Genomic DNA, 19,999 nt, shown 5'->3' with positions numbered 1-19,999 from the left:
AGCTACCACATCGTGCCCGCTGCCCGCGCGGCCCACGCATCATCATAGGCCGCACCGCCCTCATCCCCGTTTGAGGCTTCGGCAAGGATCTCGCCCACCGTAGGCAGGCCCGCGCTGTCATCGCGGCTCCAGAGCCCTGCCCGCATCGGCGCGCGGGCGCATTGGGTGTAGACCTCACCGATGCGTATCACAATGACCGAGCGTGGCTGCTTGCCCGACACCTCAAACCGCGCCCGAAGGGCGCCATCCACCGTCACACGCGCCTCACCGTTCACCCGCACAACCGTGTCCGATCCCGGCACCATGAACATCAGCGACACCCGCCCATCAGCCACGATATTACGCAGTGAATCCATGCGGTTGTTACCGCGCCAATCGGGCATGGCCAGCGTCTGCGGATCCAGCTCGGTCACAACCGGCCCGTCCTCGCCACGAGGGCTGCCATCGGTACCGCCGGGGCCCACGGTGGTGAGGATGCAAAACCGCGAGGCCATGATCCATTTGCGGTAGAGCGGCGTCAGGTGTGGGGCCACTTTGCGCAACGCAGGCGCACTCGGCGTGCCGTAAAGCGCTTCCAACTCGGCTATGTCTTCAACGTAGTCCATCCGGATCAAACCCCGCTTCCCGCATCAGATCGTTTGAGGCGCTCTCCACCTCATTCTCAAGCCTCGCCATAAAAACAGCCTTGTCCAGCCCTGCCTCGATCACGGGCAAGAATTCCACCACCGCCGTGCCGGGCCGCCGGATGATCCCCTTGCGCGGCCAAAAGACGCCGACATTGGTCGCCACCGGCACGCAATCCTGCCCAAGCTCTTCATAGAGCACGGCGGTACCGACCTTATAGGGCGCCTGCACGCCCGGTTTGATTCGCGTGCCTTGAGGATAGATGATCAATTGTCCGGGATGCGCCGTCCCGCGCGCCACATCGGCCACCATCTTCTTGATGGCCTGACTCCGCTTGCCGCGATCCACCGCGATACAGCCCAGCCGCATCGCGTAGAGGCCAATCACCGGGGTCCTCAGAATCTCGCGTTTCATGATGAATTTGGCCGATGGAAGCGCCGTGAAAATCAGCATGATATCGAGGAAGGACTGATGCTTGGCCGCGACGATCACCTCGCCAGTCGGTGGCGTGCCGCGCACTTCGGTCTTGAGGCCCACCATCCATGCCGCACTCCATGTGACCCAGCGGGTGTAGGCCTTGCAGCCCGCAGTCGCCCCCTTGCGGCTAACCAGCGCATACGGAAAGTAGAGCAGCCCGATCACCGGGAGCATCACGTAGATTTGCCCCACGAAGATCAGCGAGCGCAGCCATTGCACCGCGTCCCTCATGACATACCGCCAAGGGTGCGCCGGGCCGCAGCACGGGTCGCGAAGAAGGCCACGAGAGCGGTCAGCGGCGGAATGATCAAAGGCCAGATCCAGTGCCAGCCCTGAAAGCCAAGCCCGGTGAGAAAGCCGCCGCCCACCTCCGCCGTGGGTAGAAACAGGATCGCGATGACGCCTGCGAGCATACCGCAGCCCGCGCCGGTCAAGGCGCGCAGCGTGAAGCGCCGCTCAAACGCGCCCGAGATATAATCGTCGCGCGCCCCCACGAGGCGCAGCACGCCAATCACTTGCGCGTTGGCCGAGAGGGCCGCATTGGCCGCCAGCGTGATCATCGCGGCCACCGTGCCCGCGATCAGCATGAGCGACACCCAGCCCAAGAGGCGCAGCCGATTGGCCGCCCGCACCAAAGGCTCACGCCAGCGGGTGTGATCGTCCAGAACCGCGCCCGGCACCTCGGCAGACAGGCGCAAGCGCAGGCCCGCGGCGTCAAAGCCGCTGCCCTCCTCGATCACCTCGATCAGCTGTGGAATGGGCAGGCTGTCCACCGGCAAGTCCGGGCCGAACCACGGCTCCAGAAGGGCCTGCTGCTCGGCTTTGGTCAACGCGCGGGCGGAGGCCACACCGGGGGTCGTCTCCAACATGCGCAAGGCCGCCTCGGTCTGGGCGATGCTTTGACCCTCGGGGGCGGAGATGCGGATGGTCGAGCTGCGCGCAAGCTCGTCCCCCCAGCGATCCGCGAGGCGCGATGTGGCCAGCGACAGCGCCAGCGCGAAAACCGCAAGAAACGCCATGGCCCCGGCGCTGAAAAGCGTGAGCCAAGCAGTGAAGCCTGTGGGCGGGACGACGCGGTCGGCCTGTGCATCGCCGGCCAGAAGGCCGCGCAGCCGGTCAGGATCAAATGAGAGCTTCACAGATCCGCTCCCGCAAGTTGCAGCCGCCGGTTGGAGATGCGCAGAACGCGCGCCTGCACATGGGCCTTGGCCGCGCGGATGAGGGCGAGGTCGTGGGTGGCGATCATGATCGTCTTGCCCATCTTGTTCAACTCGATCAGCAGGCGCAACAGGCGCTGGGACATTTCCCAATCCACATTGCCCGTCGGCTCATCCGCGAGGATCACATCGGGCGACATGATGAGCGCACGAGCCAGCGCCGCGCGTTGCCGCTCCCCGCCCGACAGTTCCGGCGGCAAGGCATCGGCACGCTGCGTGAGGCCAACCCAACCGATCAACTCGCGCAGGTTCGCCACCTCCTCCAGCGTGTCGCGCCCCGACACGGTGAGCGGGAGCGCGATGTTGTCGGCCACAGTGAGATGATCAAGGAAGGCGCAATCTTGGTGCACAACACCAATCCTGCGGCGTGCCAGAGCGATGTCATCACGCTCCATCGACCGCACATCTGCCTCAAAAAGATGCACGTAGCCCGCCGTGGGGATCAAAGCGCCGTAGCACAGCTTGAGCAATGTGGTCTTTCCGGACCCGGACGGGCCTGTCAAAAAATGGAACGAGCCCGGCGACAGTTTGAGCGAGATGTCACTCAAAAGTTCGCCCCCCCCATAGGAATAGGCCACATTTTCCAGATCTATCACGCCTGCCCCTCACGCCATTTTGCGTCCTAAATGCCCCAGAGGCGCGGGCGTTGCAATCAAAGGCGCAATTCCTTTGCTCTTTTCCGCCGCCCTGAAACATAATACGTTCATGACCAAAGGCAGAAGCCCGGCACGTCCGGGCGAATGAACAGGTGTTTCGATGCGGTTGACTTGCCCAAATTGTGGCGCGCAATACGAAGTTCCGGATGATGTCATTCCGGAGACAGGTCGGGATGTGCAATGCTCCAATTGCGGCGACACATGGTTTCAGCATCACGCGGATCATGTGCCCGAAAAAGACCCTGCCGAGGCGCAGCCATGGGAGGATGTGCCCACAGATGCAGCACATGAGGAGGCCGAGCCTCAGGATAGTTCACAAGGCACAAGCGACGGGTCTACGTCAGAGAGGGCCCAGACCGAGCCGCCCAAGGGCGGCCCCTCCCCGGTAGACGCCCCGCAACGCCGCAAGATGGACCCAGAGGTCACAAACGTGCTGCGTGAGGAGGCCGAGCGCGAGGCCCGTGCGCGTGCCGCTGAAACCAACGGGATTGAAACCCAGCCCGATCTTGGCCTTGATGAGGGCGAAGAGGATCGCCGCGCCCGCGAGGCACGCGCCCGCATGGCGCGTCTGCGTGGTGGCGAGGGGGACGATGAGGTCGGCGATATTGACCCGACATCGCGCCGCAGCCTGTTTCCTGACATCGAAGAGATCAACTCGTCGCTGGAACCGGGCGTCGATCCGCAGGCCGATCTGGATCTGGACGACCCCTACCCCGAGGCCTCGGTCCGCGCCAGCGGAGGGTTTCGGCGTGGCTTCTCGACGGTGCTCTTGATCGCCACCATCGGTTTGCTGCTTTATGTCTTCGCGCCTGCGATTTCACGGATGGTGCCTGCCGTTGCCGGGGTGCTGACCGATTACGCGAGTTGGGTGGATGGTTTGCGGCTCTGGCTGGATGGGCAGATCGGAGCGGTCATGGCGATGCTTGACGGAATGACGAGCGAGGCCACACCAGATGCGCCAGCTGATGCCACGCCCGATGCCACACCGGACGCGGTCCAGACCGGCGAGGCCTCTGGCACCGCCGCAGACGGCTAAGGCCGCTCTGAGTTGCGCGCGCCCACCGGAACTTCGCTGACGCCCGTTCTCCTGACCTTCATGTCGGCCATCTTGTGGGGGCTGTGGTGGATACCGATCCGATATCTCGAAGGGTTGGGCCAGACCGGGGCGCAGGCCGGTATCCTAACATCCGCTGGCGCGACCCTGACGCTTGTAATCTACATTCTGATCATGCGGGTGCGCCCGCAGATATCCGCAAAGATGTTCATCGGGGCCGCCCTTATCGGGCTGGCTTTCTCGGCCTATTCTGTGGCGCTCACCCTGTCTGATGTGGTCCGCGTGATCTTGCTGTTTTACCTTGCACCGGCATGGAGCAAAATCATCGAATGGGCTTTCTTTGGCCAGCCGTGGCGCCATAGCGCGACGCTCACCTTGGGCGCATCGCTGTTGGGCGCGTTCTTCGTGCTGGGCGGTGATCTGTCGCTGAGCACCGTAGGCTTGGGCGATCTCATTGCCATCATGTCGGGCGTTGCGTGGTCTGTCGGGGCGGCATTGGTCTTTTCCGGGGGAAAGGCAGAGGCGGCCAGTATTACACTTGTCACGGCAGGCAGCGGGATGGTTTGGGCGATCCTCTTTGGCTGGTCCTTCGGGGAGGCGCTCCCGCTGCTGGCCATCGACCCAAAGACGGTGCAATCCTTGGCGTTGGGCCTGATCTATCTGACCCCGGTTTTGTTCATCACTATGTGGAGCGCGCAACGCCTGCCGCCGGGGCTTATCACGTTTTTGTTCACACTGGAGATCGTCGCGGGCGTGTCGTCGGGCGCATGGTTGCTGGATGAACCTTTCGGTGTGATGCAGATCATGGGCTGCACGCTGATCGTTGGCGCAGCAGTGGTTGAAGCGGTGACAGCGCTCCGGCCTGCGCCGAAACACGCCCCCTCGGCCTAAAGCGTTTCAAATTATACTTGAGGTACGAAGATAATTTGAAACGCGCGCTGATCTTATATGTTGCGAGCGTTTCGAGAAAAGCTGTGCCTCAGGGTTTTCTCGAAACGCTTTAGCCGCCCCCGCGTCAGAACCGGTCCAGCAGACGCTCCAGATAATCGCGCTCCACGTCCGGGCGCGCGCCCTCGCCCGAGCGGCGGCGGATCTCATCCAGCAACTCCCGCGCACGGCGGTAAACATCCGTGCCCTGAAGCAAGCTATCATTGGTGCCCGCCTGATCGCCCTGACCGGGGGTGCGGCCCAGCGGGTCGGATTGCTGCGCTCCGTCACCGCCACGTGCCTGCCCCTGCCCGCCGGGCTGGTTTTGCTGTTGCTGCTCGGCCATCGCCTCGCCAAGGCTGCGCATCCCTTCGCGCAGGGCGTCCATCGCCTCGGACTGCCGGTCAATCGCCTCGGGAAGGTCACCACCACGCAGCGCCTCCTCGGCCCCGTCCATCGCGCGGCCCGCACGGTCCAGAGCGTCGGCAGCATTCTCGCCCGCCTCGCCGCCCATGCCGGGAAGGTTCTCGCGCTGGCGCTGAAGCTCTTGACGCAGGGCCTCCTGCCGGTCGGCAAGTCCGCCGTCGCCACCATTGCGGTTGGCCTGATCCTCGCCGCCCTGACCGGGCTGCGCGCCGCTGCCCTGCCCTTGGCCGTCTTGGCCCTCGTGGCTCTGGCCCGCGCCCTGACCGCCATTGCGGCCTTCATTCTCGCCGCTCTCACCCGCTTGGGCGTTAGGGTTGAACTGCTCCTGCAAATCGCGGAACGCCTGATCCGAGAGGCCCTGCTGCTCGCGCAGCGTATCGGCGAGGCCTTCCATGGCCTGCTCACCGGGGCTGTCGCCCTGTTGGCCCTGTTGGCCTTCGGTCACGCGCAGGTTTTCCATCATCTGCTGAAACTCTTCCAACGCCTGCTGCGCCTCGGCCATGCGGCCTTGCTCCATCAGCTCTTGGATACGGTCCATCATGTCTTGCAGGTCCTGCTGGGTCAGTTGCTGGCTCTCGCCATCCTGTCGGTCCGGCTGGTCGGTATCGCCATCACGCTCGGCCTGCTGTGATTTCTGGCGCAGATAATCTTGGGTGGCGTCGCGCAGCTCCTGCATCAGACGGGCGATCTCATCGTCGCTTGCATCATTGCGCATTGCCTCGCTGAGGCGTTCTTGCGCCTCGCGCATCCGCTCAAGCGCATCTCCGATATCACCGTCCTCGATCAGGATCGCCAGATCCCAGAGCGCCTCTGCAATCTCATCACGCGCCTCACCATCAAGCGAGGCTTCCTGCACCATTACGCCCAACCGCCGCAGGATGACCCGAAACCGAAGATACGCCGCCTTGTCCCGGAAGAGCCGCTCTTCAGGCTCAAAGGATATCGCGCGCAGTACCTGCACCACGCGCGGCGCATTTTCCATGGACCACAAAAGATCACGCCGGTTTTCAATGACCGCCGCCGCAAGCGGGTCAAAGAACCGCCGCGCGGGCAAATCCATCGGCGCAGGCACTGAAGCCCCCACATTGCCCGCCGCGTCCACAACGGCAAATTGCAGCGTCACGGGCAGATGCGCCCATGGATGCTGCGACAGGTTCTCGACCAGCGTTTCGGTAAATTCCATGCGGTTCCCGGTGATCGGCATGGGCAGTTCCAGCTCCACGGCCTCGCGTGGCTCAGGCTCCACGCTCAGGCCATAGCGGCGCTCCATCCGGCTCAGATCCAGCCGGATGGTCGCGGTGCCGGAGATCACGCCGTGATCGTCACGCGCCTCGAAAGGTTGGCTCATCTGCCCGTCAAACGTGGTGCGCGCGCCGTCCTCAAGGATGCTCACGGATGGCGGCAGATCAGCCAGTGCAACCACCTCCCAGCTGTGCCCGCCCGGCCCTTCGATCATAAGCATCCCATCCTGACGTATCTCAAAGCGGTGATCAGGGTCGGTCGCGGCCCCTACATCCTCTACGCGCGCCGAAACGGTCTCGCTCACCGAAAGCGCGCCGACCTCGCCATAAAGGCGCAAGGTGATGCGGCTGCCCTCAGGGGCTTCGACCCTATCGCCCAAATCCGCAAGGTAAAGGCTCGGCAATCCCGTATAGGCGGGCGGCTCAACCCACCCTTCCCATGTGGGGCCCAGTGCGGCCTGCGCGCTGCCCGCGCCTATCTGTGTGATCGTCCCGGCCCGCCAGACAGACCCAAAGCAAAGCGCCACAACGAGGCCAAGCAATGCAATATAACGCAATCCGTAAGGGTCCGCCTTTGAGACGCGCAAATCCGGCTCTACCGGGCGCGCGCCCTCGGCGGCACTCAGCATCCGTTTCTGATGTGCGTGCCAGATCGCTTCGGAGGCCGCATCACCGCGCCCAATGGCCTGCGCATCGGCCAGAGCGGCCAGTGGGCGGCCGGGCATGGCCGCATCCATCCGCGCCAGCGCCTCGCCTCGTGTGGGCCAACGGAACCGCCGCGCGCCATGCACCAAAAGCACCACACCGCCAAGCACCGCGCCAATCAAGGCGCCGCCGACAAGCTCGACCATCGCCCATTCGTGAAACCCCAGCATGAGCGCCGCCGCAAGCCCCGCGATCAACGTCCAAAGCGGCCAGAACGCCCGCACCAGACGCTCCGCCAGAAGTCCGGCCCATGTCAGGGTCAGGGGCCGGCGCAACCGCGCCATCAAGGGTTTGCTCAGCGATGCGCGCGGCGCCATGCATCTCTCCGATTGCCTGCCCCGCGCGTGATAGCGCCTAGAGCCATTCAGGAATGGTATCTCGATTTATCATCTCGTCAAAGGTCGGACGCGCGCGGATGACGGCGAATTGATGCTGATGCACCAAAACCTCGGGGATGAGAGCCCGCGTATTGTACTCGCTCGACATCACCGCGCCGTAAGCCCCCGCCCCGCGAAACGCCACCAGATCCCCGGCCTTCAAGGGCGGCATCATGCGCTGCTTGGCGAAGGTGTCGCCACTTTCGCAGACCGGACCAACAATATCATAGGGCTGCTGTTCTGTGCCCGGCGCGGGCTGCACGACGGGGACAATATCGTGATGCGCGTCATACATGGCGGGGCGGATCAGATCGTTCATCGCCCCATCAAGGATGAGAAAGTCGCGCCCCTCACCGGATTTCACATAAATCACCTGGCTCACCATGATCCCGGCATTGCCAGCGATCAACCGGCCCGGCTCAATCTCAACCTCACAGCCCAGATGGCCCAGCTCCTCGCTGATCATCGCGCCGTAGTCAGTTGGCAAAGGCGGCGCCTCATTGGACTGCGTATAAGGAATGCCCAATCCACCCCCAAGATCGAGACGGCGGATATCATGCCCATCCGCGCGCAGTATCTCGGTCAGCTCCGCCACCTTGCGGTAAGCTTGCCTGAACGGCTCCAGATCGGTCAGCTGGCTGCCGATATGCACATCGATCCCGATAACTTCCAAACCAGGAAGAGCCGCCGCCTGCGCATAAACATCGCGCGCGCGCGCAATCGGAATGCCGAACTTGTTCTCGGATTTGCCCGTCGCGATCTTGGCATGGGTCTTGGCATCCACATCCGGGTTCACCCGCACGGTAATGGGCGCACGCAGCCCCATGGACACGGCCACAGCGCTCAGCACCTCCATTTCCGGTTCGCTCTCAACGTTGAATTGCCGCACGCCGCCCTCAAGTGCGAGCCGCATCTCGCCTTCCGTCTTGCCCACGCCCGAAAACACAATCTTGTCGCCCGGCACACCCGCAGCCTTTGCCCGCAGATATTCCCCGCCCGACACAACATCCATGCCCGCGCCAAGCGCCGCCAAAGTCTTCAGGATCGCCTGATTGCTCGCGGCCTTCATGGCATAGCAGACAAGATGCTCCATCCCGCACAACGCCTCATCCAGAAGCTTGAAATGCCGCTCCAGCGTGGCCGTGGAATAAAGATAAAACGGCGTGCCCACCTGCGCGGCGATCTCCGCCACGGGCACATCCTCGGCATGCAGCACGCCGCCTTTATAGAGAAAATGGTCCAAACCCGGCCCCCGCCTTCTTCTTAGCAAAAATACTCAAAAAACGAAGGCTTAGCCCCGACGCATCCGCAAGTAGAGATAAAGCGGCAAGCCGCAGCTCACCCCAATGCAAAACGTCGCAGGCACAGCAATGAGCCGCAGCCAGTCGCGGCTGCGCACGGCCTCGACAATCACCCAAAGCGTGAGCGCTACCGCTGCAATCGTCAGATCCCAAACCAACCCGCTGGTGGCCGCATTCACGTGCCACGCATCTACCATCGCCATCAGGTCATAGCCGTTGGCGTTGAACCAGCTGATGAAATAATACATCGGATGAATAGAGCCCCAGACGGCAAGCGCCAGAAAAATCCACTTCACAGCGACACTCCCACATGCGTGCTTGTGCGCACGTTGACCCAATCTGTCGTGACGCGAGCGGTCGTGTTGCCCGTGCTTGTGCCAAAAGTGGTCGTGACCGCGGGCCGGATCGGCGCGCCATCCACGCCGCAAGCCGACAGCGCCAAAACCACGCCGAGTGCAATTGCCAGTCTCATGCCAATATCTCCTTCCACCGTGCCACCTGCGCACGCACCATTTCGGGCGCCGTGCCGCCATAGCTCGTGCGGCTGGCCACTGAATTATGTACTCCCAATACGCCGAACACGCCCTCGTGGATGTGTTTGTGCACCGATCTCATGTCCTCAAGGCTCAGATCCGGCAGGTCCACGCCCCGCGCCTCCGCCATTGCCACAAGCGCACCCGTCACATGATGCGCCTCGCGAAACGGCATGTCGAGGACCCGCACCAACCAATCGGCGAGATCAGTGGCGGTGGAGAACCCGGTGGCGGCCGCCGCCTCCAGAACATCCACATTCGCGCTCATATCCCGCACCATGCCTTCCATCGCGGCCAGCGCCAGCATCAGGTTGTCGGCGGCGTCAAACACCTGCTCCTTGTCTTCCTGCATGTCCTTGGAATAGGCCAGCGGCAGCCCCTTCATCACCAGCGTCAGCGCGACATTGGCCCCGAATATCCGACCGATCTTGGCACGGATCAGCTCGGCTGCATCGGGGTTCTTCTTCTGCGGCATGATGCTTGAGCCGGTCGAAAACCTGTCCGACAGGGTCACGAAGCGGAACTGCGCGGAGGACCAGATCACCAGCTCTTCCGCGAACCGGCTGAGGTGCATGGCGCAAATCGACGCCGCCCCCAGATACTCCAAAGCAAAATCCCGGTCGCTGACCGCATCGAGCGAATTGGCCGCCGGGCGGTCAAAGCCCAGCGCCTTGGCCGTCATATCCCGATCGATGGGAAAGCTGGTTCCCGCCAAGGCGGCGGCCCCCAAGGGACATTCGTTCATCCGCGCCCGCGCGTCGCGCATCCGGCTCAGGTCGCGCGCGAACATCTCTACATAAGCCATCATGTGATGGCCCCATGTCACCGGCTGCGCCACCTGCAAATGCGTGAACCCCGGCATGACCCATCCCGCACCAGCCTCGGCTTGTGTCACCAGCGCCCGCATCAAAGCGACAAGCGCGCCTTCAGCTGCATCCAACTGATCGCGCACCCAGAGCCGGAAATCCGTGGCCACCTGATCATTGCGCGAACGGCCTGTATGCAAACGCCCTGCGGGGGCGCCGATGATCTCTTTCAACCGGGCCTCCACATTCATGTGGATGTCTTCCAAAGCGGCGGAAAATTCAAAAGTCCCCCCATCGATCTCTGACAAGACCGTGAGCAGGCCTTCCCTCATCGCGTCTGCGTCTTTATCACTGACGATGCCGGTGCTCGCCAACATGGCGGCATGGGCCCTCGATCCCGCGATGTCCTGAGCGGCCATGCGCTTGTCAAACCCGATTGAGGCGTTAATTGCCTCCATGATCGCATCGGGACCATCGGCAAAGCGTCCGCCCCACATTGCGTTTGAGGATTTGTCTGCCATGGCCTGACCTTTCGGAGGAATTATGCGTCTGTCTCGTTCCCTTGTCCTTTATATCGCCGCCGGTCTGGGCGCAATTGCAGTGGGTCTCGGCCTTGGCATCCAGACAACCTACGGCACCGCAAACGCATCCGATTACAGCGCCTATCAAGACATGCTGGAGGGTGACATGAAGAAGCTGCGCTTTCATTCCGAGCCGCGGGACGTCAGCACACAGGAATATGATACGATTGATGGCGGCACGGCGACGCTGGCCGATCATCAGGGCCGCTATGTTCTGCTGAACTTCTGGGCCACATGGTGTGCGCCCTGCCGCAAGGAAATGCCGATGTTATCAGAATTACAGACGGAGTTTGGCGGGCCGGATTTCGAGGTGCTGACGCTCGCCACGGGCCGCAACGCGCCGCCTGCGATGAAGGCGTTCTTTGACGAAATCGGTGTCGACAACCTGCCGCTGCACCGTGACCCCAAGCAGCGTGTGGCGCGCGAAATGGCCGTCATCGGCCTGCCCATCACGGTGATTTTGAGCCCCGAGGGCCAAGAGATTGCCCGCATGCAGGGCGACGCCCATTGGAGCAGCGACAGCGCCAAGGCCATGCTGCGCGCCCTTCTGGCTGAGGGCGGCAGCTAGGGCCAAACCCATTGCGGGCCTCGGTCACGATTGGTAACCAAACATGACCAATCTTGTGAAAGCCCCGCCTATGCCCGTGATCACCAATATTGAAGACCTGCGTCGCATCTATCAGCGCCGGGTGCCCAAGATGTTCTACGATTATGCCGAATCAGGCAGCTGGACCGAACAGACATTCCGCGCCAACACATCGGATTTCGCCGACATCCTGCTGCGCCAGCGGATCGCGATGGATATGTCGAACCGCACGACCGCATCACAGATGATCGGGCAGGATGTCTCGATGCCCGTGGCCCTCGCGCCCGTGGGCCTGACGGGGATGCAACATGCGGATGGTGAGATCAAAGCGGCCCGCGCAGCCGAGAAATTCGGCGTGCCCTTCACGCTCAGCACCATGTCTATCTGCTCGATCGAGGATGTGGCCGCGCATACGAGCAAGCCCTTCTGGTTTCAGGTCTACACCCTCAAGGACGATGATTTCATGCAGCGTCTCTTTGATCGCGCCAAGGCCGCCAACGTGTCGGCGGCTGTGATCACCGTGGATTTGCAAGTTCTGGGCCAGCGGCACAAGGACCTTAAAAACGGCCTGTCTGCCCCGCCAAAACTCACCCCGCAATCCGTGGCCAACATGATGACCAAGGTGCAATGGGGCCTTGGGATGCTGGGCACGAAACGGCGGTTTTTCGGCAATATCGTGGGTCATGCGAAGGGCGTGAGCGATCCCAGCTCGCTCAGCTCATGGACCGCGGAGGCGTTTGACGAAAAGCTCGATTGGGACCGCATCCGGCAATTCCGCAAGATGTGGGACGGGCCGCTGATCATCAAGGGGATCATCGACGCGCGCGATGCCCGCGAGGCGCTCAATGTGGGGGCCGATGCGATCATCGTGAGCAACCATGGCGGGCGGCAATTGGATGGCGCGCTCAGTGCGATCCGCGCATTGCCCGCGATCATGGACGCAGTGGGCGACAAGATCGAGGTACATCTCGATAGCGGCATCCGCTCGGGGCAAGACGTGCTCAAGGCCGTCGCGATGGGGGCCAAGGGCACCTATATCGGGCGCGCCTTTGTCTACGGGCTGGGTGCTATGGGCGAGGCGGGGGTGACGAAGGCACTGGAGGTGATTCAAAAGGAGCTGGACGTCTCCATGGGCCTCTGCGGCCACCGCGATATCGCAGATGTGACGCGCGATATCCTGATGATCCCCAAGGATTTCTCAGGCGATTGGCAGTAACGCCTTAGCCTAGTGCTGCTCGCACCTGGCTCGCCACAGCTTGCCCGGACAGATGCGCGCCCGCGACCGTGGCCCACATGCCCTCCGACATTGCCTCACCCGCGAACCAGAGTCGGTCCGCCACAGGCAGGCGCATCGCATCGCGGGTCCACGCGCCCCCCGGCTCTGCCGAGGCATAGCCGCCAAGCGTGAGCGGATCGTTGGACCAATCGGTAACCGAGGATTTGACCAATGCGGCGCGTGCCTTGCTGCCAAAGGCTTTCGTCAGCTCGGATATAGTGAAGTCCAGCGCCGCTTCCTTGCCTGCATCCGCCATCTGCCGGGCGAAATCGCCGCCCAGATCGCAATAGGTCAGCCCGCTGCCCGACGCATCGACCAGGGCCGCAAACCCGTGCGGGACGCCATCGACGCTCTTGTCGATCTTGTAGGTGTAATACCCGTCCGACCCCACGCCGAAGAAGTTCTCGTCAAACTGCAGGGCCACGTGGTTGTAATGCCCCATCGTCAGCATCTGGATCGCCTCCTGCTTGTCGTCGGGCAGGGGCGGGTCGAACACGATCCGCTCAGCCTTCAAGACCCCCATCGACACGGTGCAGACACAGGCCCGCGCGGTGATCGTGCCCTCGTTTGTCTCGACCTCCACGCCCGTGCCGCCAAAGCGCACGGCGCGCGCCGCCACGCCGAGATTGACCTCCACATCGCGCGCGCTGTGGGCAAAGAGCGTGCCGAAGCCTTCGCGGCAATACGCATCGTCGCCGCCTGCGCCCGTGTACCAATCGGTGCAGGAGAAATTGCTGAGGTCCTTGGCCATCTCATACCCGCCGATGAGGACATTCGCCGTCGGCTCCCATTCGCCCAGATCCGGGATGACGGAGGCGGGCGAGACATCCTGACCCGCGGCCCCGGCCCGCTCGATCGCGCGGTTGGCCTGAGCATGGGCGGAGGAATAGGCTGCCTGCTCCGCATCGGTCGCGGGGCGGTCCCCGACATAGAGCACCTCATCATCCGGCGCGCGGTAGACGTCGAACCCGTTGGCGCGACCGTAAGCCACGAAGGGATTGGCCGTTTCGGTATGGAGCCAATGGGCCCCTACATCATAGGGCACCCCGAAGGTGGTGGTATCCGTCACAACCCGCCCGCCGATGCGCGGCCCCGCCTCGATGACCGTCACATCAAGACCTGCGCGGCGCAGATCCCGCGCGGCGGCAATTCCTGCGGCACCTGCGCCAATCACCACAACATCCGTTTGGGCGGCATAGGCGCGCCCGGCAAAAAGCGGAGCAGCCAGAAGTGCTGCCCCCCTGGCCAATGCGCTGCGGCGTGAGATACGGGTCATATGTGGTCTCCCATGGCGTGCCATTGAATCAACGTTCAGTGGCACACTCGCATCTTTTGATCAAATTATCAACATAAACTGGGGATGCGTGGCCGCGATAAAACGGAGTGGCACAAGGCAAACCCCGAATCCCCTTTCCAAGCGCGCCCTTTTGGCCTATGCGGGCGGCTTCACGCGGGGCCACAGCCTTGGAGGAGCCCCGCCCTTACATTTGGAGACTATCAATGGCTGGAGAAATTCCTGATCTTCACGCCCAGGAACGCACGGGGACGGGCAAGGGCGCCGCTCGTGCTGCACGCCGCGACGGCATGGTTCCGGGTATCGTATTTGGGGGCGACACTGATCCGCTGCCTATCAACATTCCCTTCAACGTCTTGTTCAAACGGCTCAAGCAAGGGCGGTTCAAGTCCACGCTTTTCAACCTCAAGGTCGAGGGCCATGATGATGTGCGCGTGATCTGCCGCGATGTGCAGCGCGATGTGGTGAAGGATCTGCCCACCCATCTCGACCTGATGCGCCTGCGCCGCACAACCAAGATCAAGCTCTTCATCCCGATCTCGTTCGAGAACGAAGAAGACTGCCCCGCGATCCGCAAGGGTGGCACGATGACGACAATCCGCAACGAGGTGGAAATGGTCGTGACAGCCGGGGATATCCCCGACGCGCTGGTCGTGGATCTGAGCAAGGTCGAGAATGTCGGCGACACGGTAACGATTTCGGACATTGTCCTTCCAGAAGGCGCAAAGCTGGTCATCAATGACCGCGATTTCGTGATCTGCAACGTCTCCGCGCCATCGGCCCTGAAATCGGACGGCGATGACGAGGATGAGGATGAGGCAGTGGAAGAGGCTTCAGAAGCCGACGCCACAGAAGAGTAAGTCTTCAAACACGCCGCGCATCCTTGCGGCAGGTTTTCAAACGCGGCCCCCGGCAACAGGGGCCGCGTTTTTTTCGTGGGGGCCTCTCCCGCAGACCGGGCTGGAATCCGCGCGGCTTTGCGGGCAAAAGGGGCCAAGGCGATACAAAGCGCAGAAATGAGGGCCCGATGCTGATCTTTGCAGGACTTGGAAATCCGGGGCCGAAATATGCCCGCAACCGGCACAATATCGGCTTCATGTGCGTGGACAGGATCGCCGAGGATCACGGCTTTGGCCCGTGGAAGGCCCGGTTTCAGGGCCGCGTCTCAGAGGGCCGTTTGGGGCAGGAGAAAGTGCTGCTCCTCAAGCCCGATACATTCATGAACCTTTCGGGGCAGGCGGTGGGCGAAGCGATGCGCTTTTACAAGGCCGACCCCGGTGATGTGACCGTCCTGCATGACGAGATCGACCTCGCCCCCGGCAAGGTGCGCGTTAAACAAGGCGGCGGCCATGCGGGCCACAATGGGTTGCGTTCCATCCACCAGCATATCGGGCCGGAATATGCCCGTGTACGCCTCGGCGTGGGCCACCCGGGCCGTAAGGAGGCGGTGCCGGGGTACGTGCTGCATGACTTCGCCAAGGCCGATGAAGGCTGGCTCGATGATGTGATCCGCGGTGTCAGCGACGGGGCCGCCTATCTGGCCGAGGGCGATGGCGGGCGCTTCCAGAACGCCGTGGCCCAACGCACCGCACCGCCACGCTCGTCCAAGAGCGCCGCGAAGACGCCCGCACCGGCAGCAGAGCGCGCGCCCGAAGAGGATACCCGCAGCGCCATGCAAAAACTGCTCGATAGGTTCAAGTGACGCCTAGAGCGTTTCGCGAAACGCTGTCGCATGTGATTTGCCCGGCAGGCCAAGTGCGCTAATCTCACTTAAGCAAGGAAAGGACCGACCATGATCCGCAAAGACGAGGCAATAAACGTGCTGGGCCAGGCGCTGGCACCCTGCTCCGAGACCGATCCCGTCACCGGGTTTTTCCGCGATGGCCATTGCAACACCTGCGTGGAGGATCGCGGCAGCCACACGGTTTGCGCCTTGATGACACCCGAATTTCTGGCCTTTTCCAAGTATGTCGGCAACGACCTGTCGACCCCGCGCCCGGAATTCGGCTTTGCGGGCCTCAAGCCCGGTGATCAGTGGTGTCTATGCGCCGCGCGCTTCCTGCAGGCCCATGACGAGGGCTGCGCGCCCAAAGTGCGCCTCACCGCGACCCACAAACGTGCGCTGGACATCGTGCCCCTCAATATCTTGGAAGCGCATGCCGAGACCTGATGTTTGCGCTCAGCCAATGACCCGCCCCCGAAGACGGGCACAGGCCTATCCGAAACAAAGAAGGGCCTGCCGAACATCACTCAACTTTGGCGCGGTGCAGGTCATGTGTCTGAATTTACGCTTCTTTTGCGCCAAGCGACTCTGACCCGCACAGCAGGTATGCCTGACCAAATCGCACGACGATCACGTCTACGACCGACAACAAACGCATCGGTTTTGCACGGGGTTTGTGGCGGCGCAAACCGAGGTGGTTTGCGCATGTGCCACGCATGAGTGTTTTTGGGTCACCAAACTGTGGCTTAGAAGTCAGGACAATTTTCCGACTGCGCTGCTACGGTATATTCATTTCAATCGGCTTTGATAGCCAGAATGACTTGTTGCGTGGCAAGCGAGAGCACGTCCGCCGCGATCCCTGATCGCGCCATGACATTTAGACCCGAATAGACAGTTAAAACAAGTTGTGCACGGGCCGCGGCAAGCGACGGATTGATATCCGGTTGCGCCTCAACCAGCGCATTTTCGATTGCCCGGCGCATTTTTTCATAGCCACGCTGAACTATCTTGCTCGTACCCTCATCCATCGAAGCCCGGTCAGCAGAGGCATTGCACAAGAAACACCCACGCTGGTCCCTATGGTCGCGCACAGCGATGATGGGCGATGACAGGAACATCCCGATGCGCGCCATGGGAGGTTGGTCAGATCTGTTCAGAGCCGACACGGCAGCGTCAACCATCAGCCCTTCGTAATGTGACAAGCCTTGGAGATACATCGACTGTTTATTGCCAAAAGCAGCGTAAAGGCTCGCTTTTCCAAGACCAGTCACCGCGATGATGTCTCGCAGGCCTGTAGCCTCATATCCATTTTCCCAGAACAATTGCATGATCTTCGATAGCGCTTCTTCAGGGTCAAACTCCCGTGGGCGTCCGGGGTTTTGCATTTGAAATACTCCTCACTCATCTGTGAAAATACGATTGTTGACCATTCGGTCTTTAATGTCTAAATCTCACTCACTGGCAACACAGCCACATACATTTACTTAATAAAAGACCGATTGGTCAATAAAGGAAACGCGATATGTCCTCAACTTCAACAAACAGCACACTGACCCAAGATGCAGCAGAACGGATTGCCGCTCTTGGCGACACAGTCACAAATGTCGGCGTACATGCGCTTCGCTTGACCAGCGCAACCGTCCTTGGCTGGATCGGGGCCATGAAGTTCACCGCCTATGAGGCCGGGGCGATTGAAGGCTTGGTCGCGTCCAGCCCTCTTACAAGCTGGCTGTATCAAGTGTTCAGCTTGCAAGGGGCCTCAAACCTGATTGGCGCAACAGAAATTGTAACCGCAGTCTTTCTTCTGCTTGGCTTCAAATTCCCCAAGATTGGCCTGCTGGGTGCATTGAGTGCACTGCTCACGTTCTTTGTCACATCCAGTCTTTTGTTGACTGCTCCGGTGACAGAGCCCAGCCTTGGCGGCTTTCCCGCCCTATCCGTTGTGCCCGGTCAATTTCTGCTGAAAGATATCGTTTTGTTGGCTGGGGCCATTTTCCTGTCGGGTGACGCGCTGCGCCGAATTGCCAAAGAGAGCTGAAAATGAGAGCACCCTGATCCTTTGAGGTTAGGGTGCTCCCCCACCCACCGGAGAAAATGACCATGAAGCCCAACGTCACAATCTACACCAAGGGCTACTGCCCACACTGCAAGGCAACCAAAGCTCTTCTCTCCAAAAAGGGTGTCTCATTCACAAATCATGACATCACAAACGACCCCGTGCGTGCGAAAGAAATGATGGCCAGGGCCAAGGGTCGGCATACCGTGCCACAAATCTTCATTGGCGATTTTCATGTCGGCGGAAACAGTGATCTGAGAGCGCTAAATTCGAAAGGTGCGCTTGATGCAATGTTGCGCAATGCAAAAGCAAGGTAAGACAGCATGGAGGTCTAATCTGAGAAGCTGGCTGAAAGCGCCTAAAGGGTGTCGTGCTAAAATGCTCAGGATGCGTTTTTGAAGACAGCAGCACATCGTGGCAACTGGCTTTGTGTTCCCCCCCAAAAAAACCGCCGCTTGCTTACTGGTGCTGAAAGGCCGCTTTTTATCCGGCGGGTCGTTTGGTCCGAGTACATGACGTAAAGGTCAAAGCCGCCTGCCGCTCAACAAAAGGCGATCTGGCGATCCCGGGAGGACTCGAACCCCCAACATCCTGATTAGAAGTCGGTGGACTGTACCCCTTTCCCACCCGCGAGTCCACCCTAAACACTAGCGTTCTCAGGCATTTGGAGCTACCTTCGCCCTAAGCTGCCCGCTCCCGCCCGATCCCCTCCCGGTTCGTTTACGGTTCGCAGGCGGGCTGCCACACGGTTCGGAAAGGAGCATGGGATGCCAGAGAGACTTACACAGGCACGAATCAGGGCGCTGGCGTATGCGGGGAAGCCCTCAACGGTGCGAGATGAGCGGGTGACGGGGCTCCTCGTGGCCGTGAACAAGACGGGCAAATCCTACAAGGTTCAGCGCGACCTCTGGCAGGGTCCGCGCGGGCGCAAGGTGCTGGTCAAGACCGTCCGCCACACCCTCGGGGGGACTGAGGAGATGACGCTGGACGACGCCCGGAGCCGGGCGCTGGTGGTGCTGGACCAGATCAAGCGCGGCATTGACCCGAACGCCCCGGCACCGGACGCCTCGGGGGACGCGGGCGCTTGGACGGTCCGGCGCATGTTCGAGGAGTACGGGGCGGACATGCGCGCCCGTGGCTGCGTTGAACGCTCCATCACCGACATGATGGAACGGCTTGACCGATACCTGCCCAAGTGGGCCGCCACTCCCATAACCGACGTGCGCCGCAGCGCGGCCCGCGAGGAACACCGCCGGATCACAGCGAACCACGGCGCGACCACTGCGAACAAGGCCCTGCGTGACTTCCGTGCAGCCTACAACTTCGCCCTCAAGGTGGTGGATGATCCCGACGCCCTGCCGGGCAACCCAGTGGCGGCGGTCACGTTCAACAAGGAGCGGGCCAGCAACAGGGTCATCATGCCCGAGGACCTCGCGGACTGGTGGGCGCGGGTGAAGGCGCTGCCCAACCCCCTTCGCCGCGACATGCACCAGCTCGGGCTGCTATCAGGGCTGCGCCCCGGAACGCTCGTGAGCATCCGCCGCGAATGGGTGCGGCTGGACAGGCAGTCAATCTCCATCCCCCGGATGAAGTCGGGCCGCTCCTTTGACCTGCCTCTGTCTGGGCATATGGTTGACGTCGTGCGCCGGGCTCTGGCGGCAAGTGAGCTGCTGTTCCCCGGCGCGCCTTGGCTGTTCGCCTCCCGGTCCAGCAAGACGGGCGAAGTTATCGCAACTCAGGTCTGGAAGGAGAAGGCCCTGCCCTCAGAGACAGGCCACATCCTCCGCCACACCTACCGCACCGTTGCCCAGCGCACCGGAATTGACCGGGTGAACGCGCGCCTGCTTCTGGACCACACCGTCCCGGGAATAGATGGCGTTTACATCCACGAGCGCGCACTGTTCGACACCCTACTGGCGGAACAGGAACGCATGACGGCGGCAATCCTCGCCCTGTTGGAGCCCGAACAACAAGAGATTGAGGGTTGAAAAGGGGGAATTAGGGTTTCCCAAGGAGGGGCTCGGAGGGTATATCAGGGGTCACATGACTACCCTGAAACAGGGGATGCTGGTGCAAGCCAGCATGGGGAACCGCGTCGGCCAGCCGGGAAGTGCCGCGCGCGGGGAGCGCCAGAAAGCA

At 61.9% G+C, this 19,999-nt stretch carries 21 protein-coding genes; 10 read left to right on the top strand and 11 right to left on the bottom strand.

Going from position 1 to position 19,999, the window contains the following annotated elements:
- Positions 1-2 precede the first annotated feature (2 nt).
- Genes KUD11_RS06520 through KUD11_RS06505 form a run of 4 tightly spaced genes read right to left on the bottom strand, consistent with a single transcriptional unit; the run spans position 3 to position 2,914 of the window.
- The gene (locus KUD11_RS06520; RefSeq protein ID WP_109385540.1) at positions 3-605 is read right to left on the bottom strand and encodes a pyridoxamine 5'-phosphate oxidase family protein; all 603 of its coding nucleotides are present in this window, start codon (positions 603-605) and stop codon (positions 3-5) included.
- Positions 592-1,332, bottom strand: a complete 741-nt coding sequence (locus KUD11_RS06515; RefSeq protein ID WP_109385546.1) for a lysophospholipid acyltransferase family protein — start codon at positions 1,330-1,332, stop codon at positions 592-594. The genes KUD11_RS06520 and KUD11_RS06515 overlap by 14 nt, the downstream gene beginning before the upstream one ends.
- Complete coding sequence (locus tag KUD11_RS06510) at positions 1,329-2,240, bottom strand: cell division protein FtsX (RefSeq protein ID WP_109385548.1); 912 nt, start codon at positions 2,238-2,240, stop codon at positions 1,329-1,331. The genes KUD11_RS06515 and KUD11_RS06510 overlap by 4 nt, the downstream gene beginning before the upstream one ends.
- Positions 2,237-2,914: a cell division ATP-binding protein FtsE gene (locus KUD11_RS06505; RefSeq protein ID WP_109385550.1), complete on the bottom strand. Its 678-nt coding sequence runs from the start codon at positions 2,912-2,914 to the stop codon at positions 2,237-2,239. The genes KUD11_RS06510 and KUD11_RS06505 overlap by 4 nt, the downstream gene beginning before the upstream one ends.
- Positions 2,915-3,074: 160 nt before the next feature.
- Here KUD11_RS06505 and KUD11_RS06500 point away from each other — a divergent pair, with 160 nt between their 5' ends.
- Positions 3,075-4,010, top strand: coding sequence for a zinc-ribbon domain-containing protein (locus KUD11_RS06500; RefSeq protein ID WP_109385552.1), 936 nt, complete (start codon positions 3,075-3,077; stop codon positions 4,008-4,010).
- Positions 4,011-4,022: 12 nt separating this feature from the next.
- Complete coding sequence (locus KUD11_RS06495; protein ID WP_146190848.1) at positions 4,023-4,919, top strand: DMT family transporter; 897 nt, start codon at positions 4,023-4,025, stop codon at positions 4,917-4,919.
- 124 nt (positions 4,920-5,043) lie between these two features.
- Here KUD11_RS06495 and KUD11_RS06490 read toward each other — a convergent pair whose 3' ends face one another.
- Genes KUD11_RS06490 through argH form a run of 5 tightly spaced genes read right to left on the bottom strand, consistent with a single transcriptional unit; the run spans position 5,044 to position 10,865 of the window.
- Complete coding sequence (locus KUD11_RS06490) at positions 5,044-7,644, bottom strand: TIGR02302 family protein (protein WP_109385556.1); 2,601 nt, start codon at positions 7,642-7,644, stop codon at positions 5,044-5,046.
- Between the two features lie 37 nt (positions 7,645-7,681).
- Complete coding sequence (gene lysA / locus KUD11_RS06485) at positions 7,682-8,947, bottom strand: diaminopimelate decarboxylase (RefSeq protein WP_109385558.1); 1,266 nt, start codon at positions 8,945-8,947, stop codon at positions 7,682-7,684.
- A gap of 48 nt (positions 8,948-8,995) precedes the next feature.
- On the bottom strand, positions 8,996-9,301 hold the full coding sequence (locus tag KUD11_RS06480) for a DUF2834 domain-containing protein (RefSeq protein WP_109385560.1): 306 nt from the start codon (positions 9,299-9,301) through the stop codon (positions 8,996-8,998).
- Positions 9,298-9,477, bottom strand: coding sequence for a hypothetical protein (locus KUD11_RS06475; protein WP_109385562.1), 180 nt, complete (start codon positions 9,475-9,477; stop codon positions 9,298-9,300). The genes KUD11_RS06480 and KUD11_RS06475 overlap by 4 nt, the downstream gene beginning before the upstream one ends.
- Positions 9,474-10,865: an argininosuccinate lyase gene (argH, locus tag KUD11_RS06470; RefSeq protein ID WP_109385564.1), complete on the bottom strand. Its 1,392-nt coding sequence runs from the start codon at positions 10,863-10,865 to the stop codon at positions 9,474-9,476. The genes KUD11_RS06475 and argH overlap by 4 nt, the downstream gene beginning before the upstream one ends.
- Positions 10,866-10,887: 22 nt before the next feature.
- Here argH and KUD11_RS06465 point away from each other — a divergent pair, with 22 nt between their 5' ends.
- Together KUD11_RS06465 and KUD11_RS06460 are read left to right on the top strand one after the other, a co-directional pair.
- Positions 10,888-11,493: a TlpA disulfide reductase family protein gene (locus tag KUD11_RS06465; RefSeq protein WP_109385566.1), complete on the top strand. Its 606-nt coding sequence runs from the start codon at positions 10,888-10,890 to the stop codon at positions 11,491-11,493.
- A 70-nt stretch (positions 11,494-11,563) separates the two neighbouring features.
- Positions 11,564-12,727: an alpha-hydroxy acid oxidase gene (locus KUD11_RS06460; RefSeq protein ID WP_109388135.1), complete on the top strand. Its 1,164-nt coding sequence runs from the start codon at positions 11,564-11,566 to the stop codon at positions 12,725-12,727.
- 4 nt (positions 12,728-12,731) lie between these two features.
- On the opposite strand, the gene KUD11_RS06455 is transcribed toward KUD11_RS06460, so the two are convergent.
- Positions 12,732-14,063: a flavin monoamine oxidase family protein gene (locus KUD11_RS06455; RefSeq protein WP_109385568.1), complete on the bottom strand. Its 1,332-nt coding sequence runs from the start codon at positions 14,061-14,063 to the stop codon at positions 12,732-12,734.
- A gap of 224 nt (positions 14,064-14,287) precedes the next feature.
- On the opposite strand from KUD11_RS06455, the gene KUD11_RS06450 reads away from it, so the two are divergent.
- The 3 genes from KUD11_RS06450 (at position 14,288) to KUD11_RS06440 (ending at position 16,251) form a co-directional block, all read left to right on the top strand.
- A complete protein-coding gene (locus KUD11_RS06450) occupies positions 14,288-14,941 on the top strand; it encodes a 50S ribosomal protein L25/general stress protein Ctc (RefSeq protein WP_109385570.1) in 654 nt (217 codons plus the stop codon).
- 167 nt (positions 14,942-15,108) lie between these two features.
- The gene (pth, locus tag KUD11_RS06445; protein ID WP_109385572.1) at positions 15,109-15,783 is read left to right on the top strand and encodes an aminoacyl-tRNA hydrolase; all 675 of its coding nucleotides are present in this window, start codon (positions 15,109-15,111) and stop codon (positions 15,781-15,783) included.
- A 90-nt stretch (positions 15,784-15,873) separates the two neighbouring features.
- Positions 15,874-16,251 carry a DUF2237 family protein gene (locus tag KUD11_RS06440; protein ID WP_109385574.1) on the top strand — a complete coding sequence of 126 codons (378 nt, stop codon included), beginning with the start codon at positions 15,874-15,876 and terminating at the stop codon, positions 16,249-16,251.
- A gap of 347 nt (positions 16,252-16,598) precedes the next feature.
- On the opposite strand, the gene KUD11_RS06435 is transcribed toward KUD11_RS06440, so the two are convergent.
- The gene (locus KUD11_RS06435; RefSeq protein WP_109385576.1) at positions 16,599-17,189 is read right to left on the bottom strand and encodes a TetR/AcrR family transcriptional regulator; all 591 of its coding nucleotides are present in this window, start codon (positions 17,187-17,189) and stop codon (positions 16,599-16,601) included.
- 137 nt (positions 17,190-17,326) lie between these two features.
- On the opposite strand from KUD11_RS06435, the gene KUD11_RS06430 reads away from it, so the two are divergent.
- The 3 genes from KUD11_RS06430 to KUD11_RS06420 all read left to right on the top strand — a co-directional run bounded on the left by KUD11_RS06430 (position 17,327) and on the right by KUD11_RS06420 (position 19,848).
- Positions 17,327-17,842 carry a YkgB family protein gene (locus tag KUD11_RS06430; protein ID WP_109385578.1) on the top strand — a complete coding sequence of 172 codons (516 nt, stop codon included), beginning with the start codon at positions 17,327-17,329 and terminating at the stop codon, positions 17,840-17,842.
- A gap of 56 nt (positions 17,843-17,898) precedes the next feature.
- Entirely contained in the window at positions 17,899-18,177 is a 279-nt protein-coding gene (grxC, locus tag KUD11_RS06425) for a glutaredoxin 3 (protein ID WP_397545203.1), read from the top strand.
- Between the two features lie 450 nt (positions 18,178-18,627).
- Entirely contained in the window at positions 18,628-19,848 is a 1,221-nt protein-coding gene (locus KUD11_RS06420) for a tyrosine-type recombinase/integrase (protein ID WP_109385580.1), read from the top strand.
- Positions 19,849-19,999 lie beyond the last annotated feature (151 nt).

The organism is Roseovarius carneus, from assembly GCF_020141465.1.
GTDB lineage: Bacteria > Pseudomonadota > Alphaproteobacteria > Rhodobacterales > Rhodobacteraceae > Roseovarius > Roseovarius carneus.
Note: the sequence above shows the minus strand (reverse complement) of the source record. Positions and strands in the feature narration are given on the sequence as shown.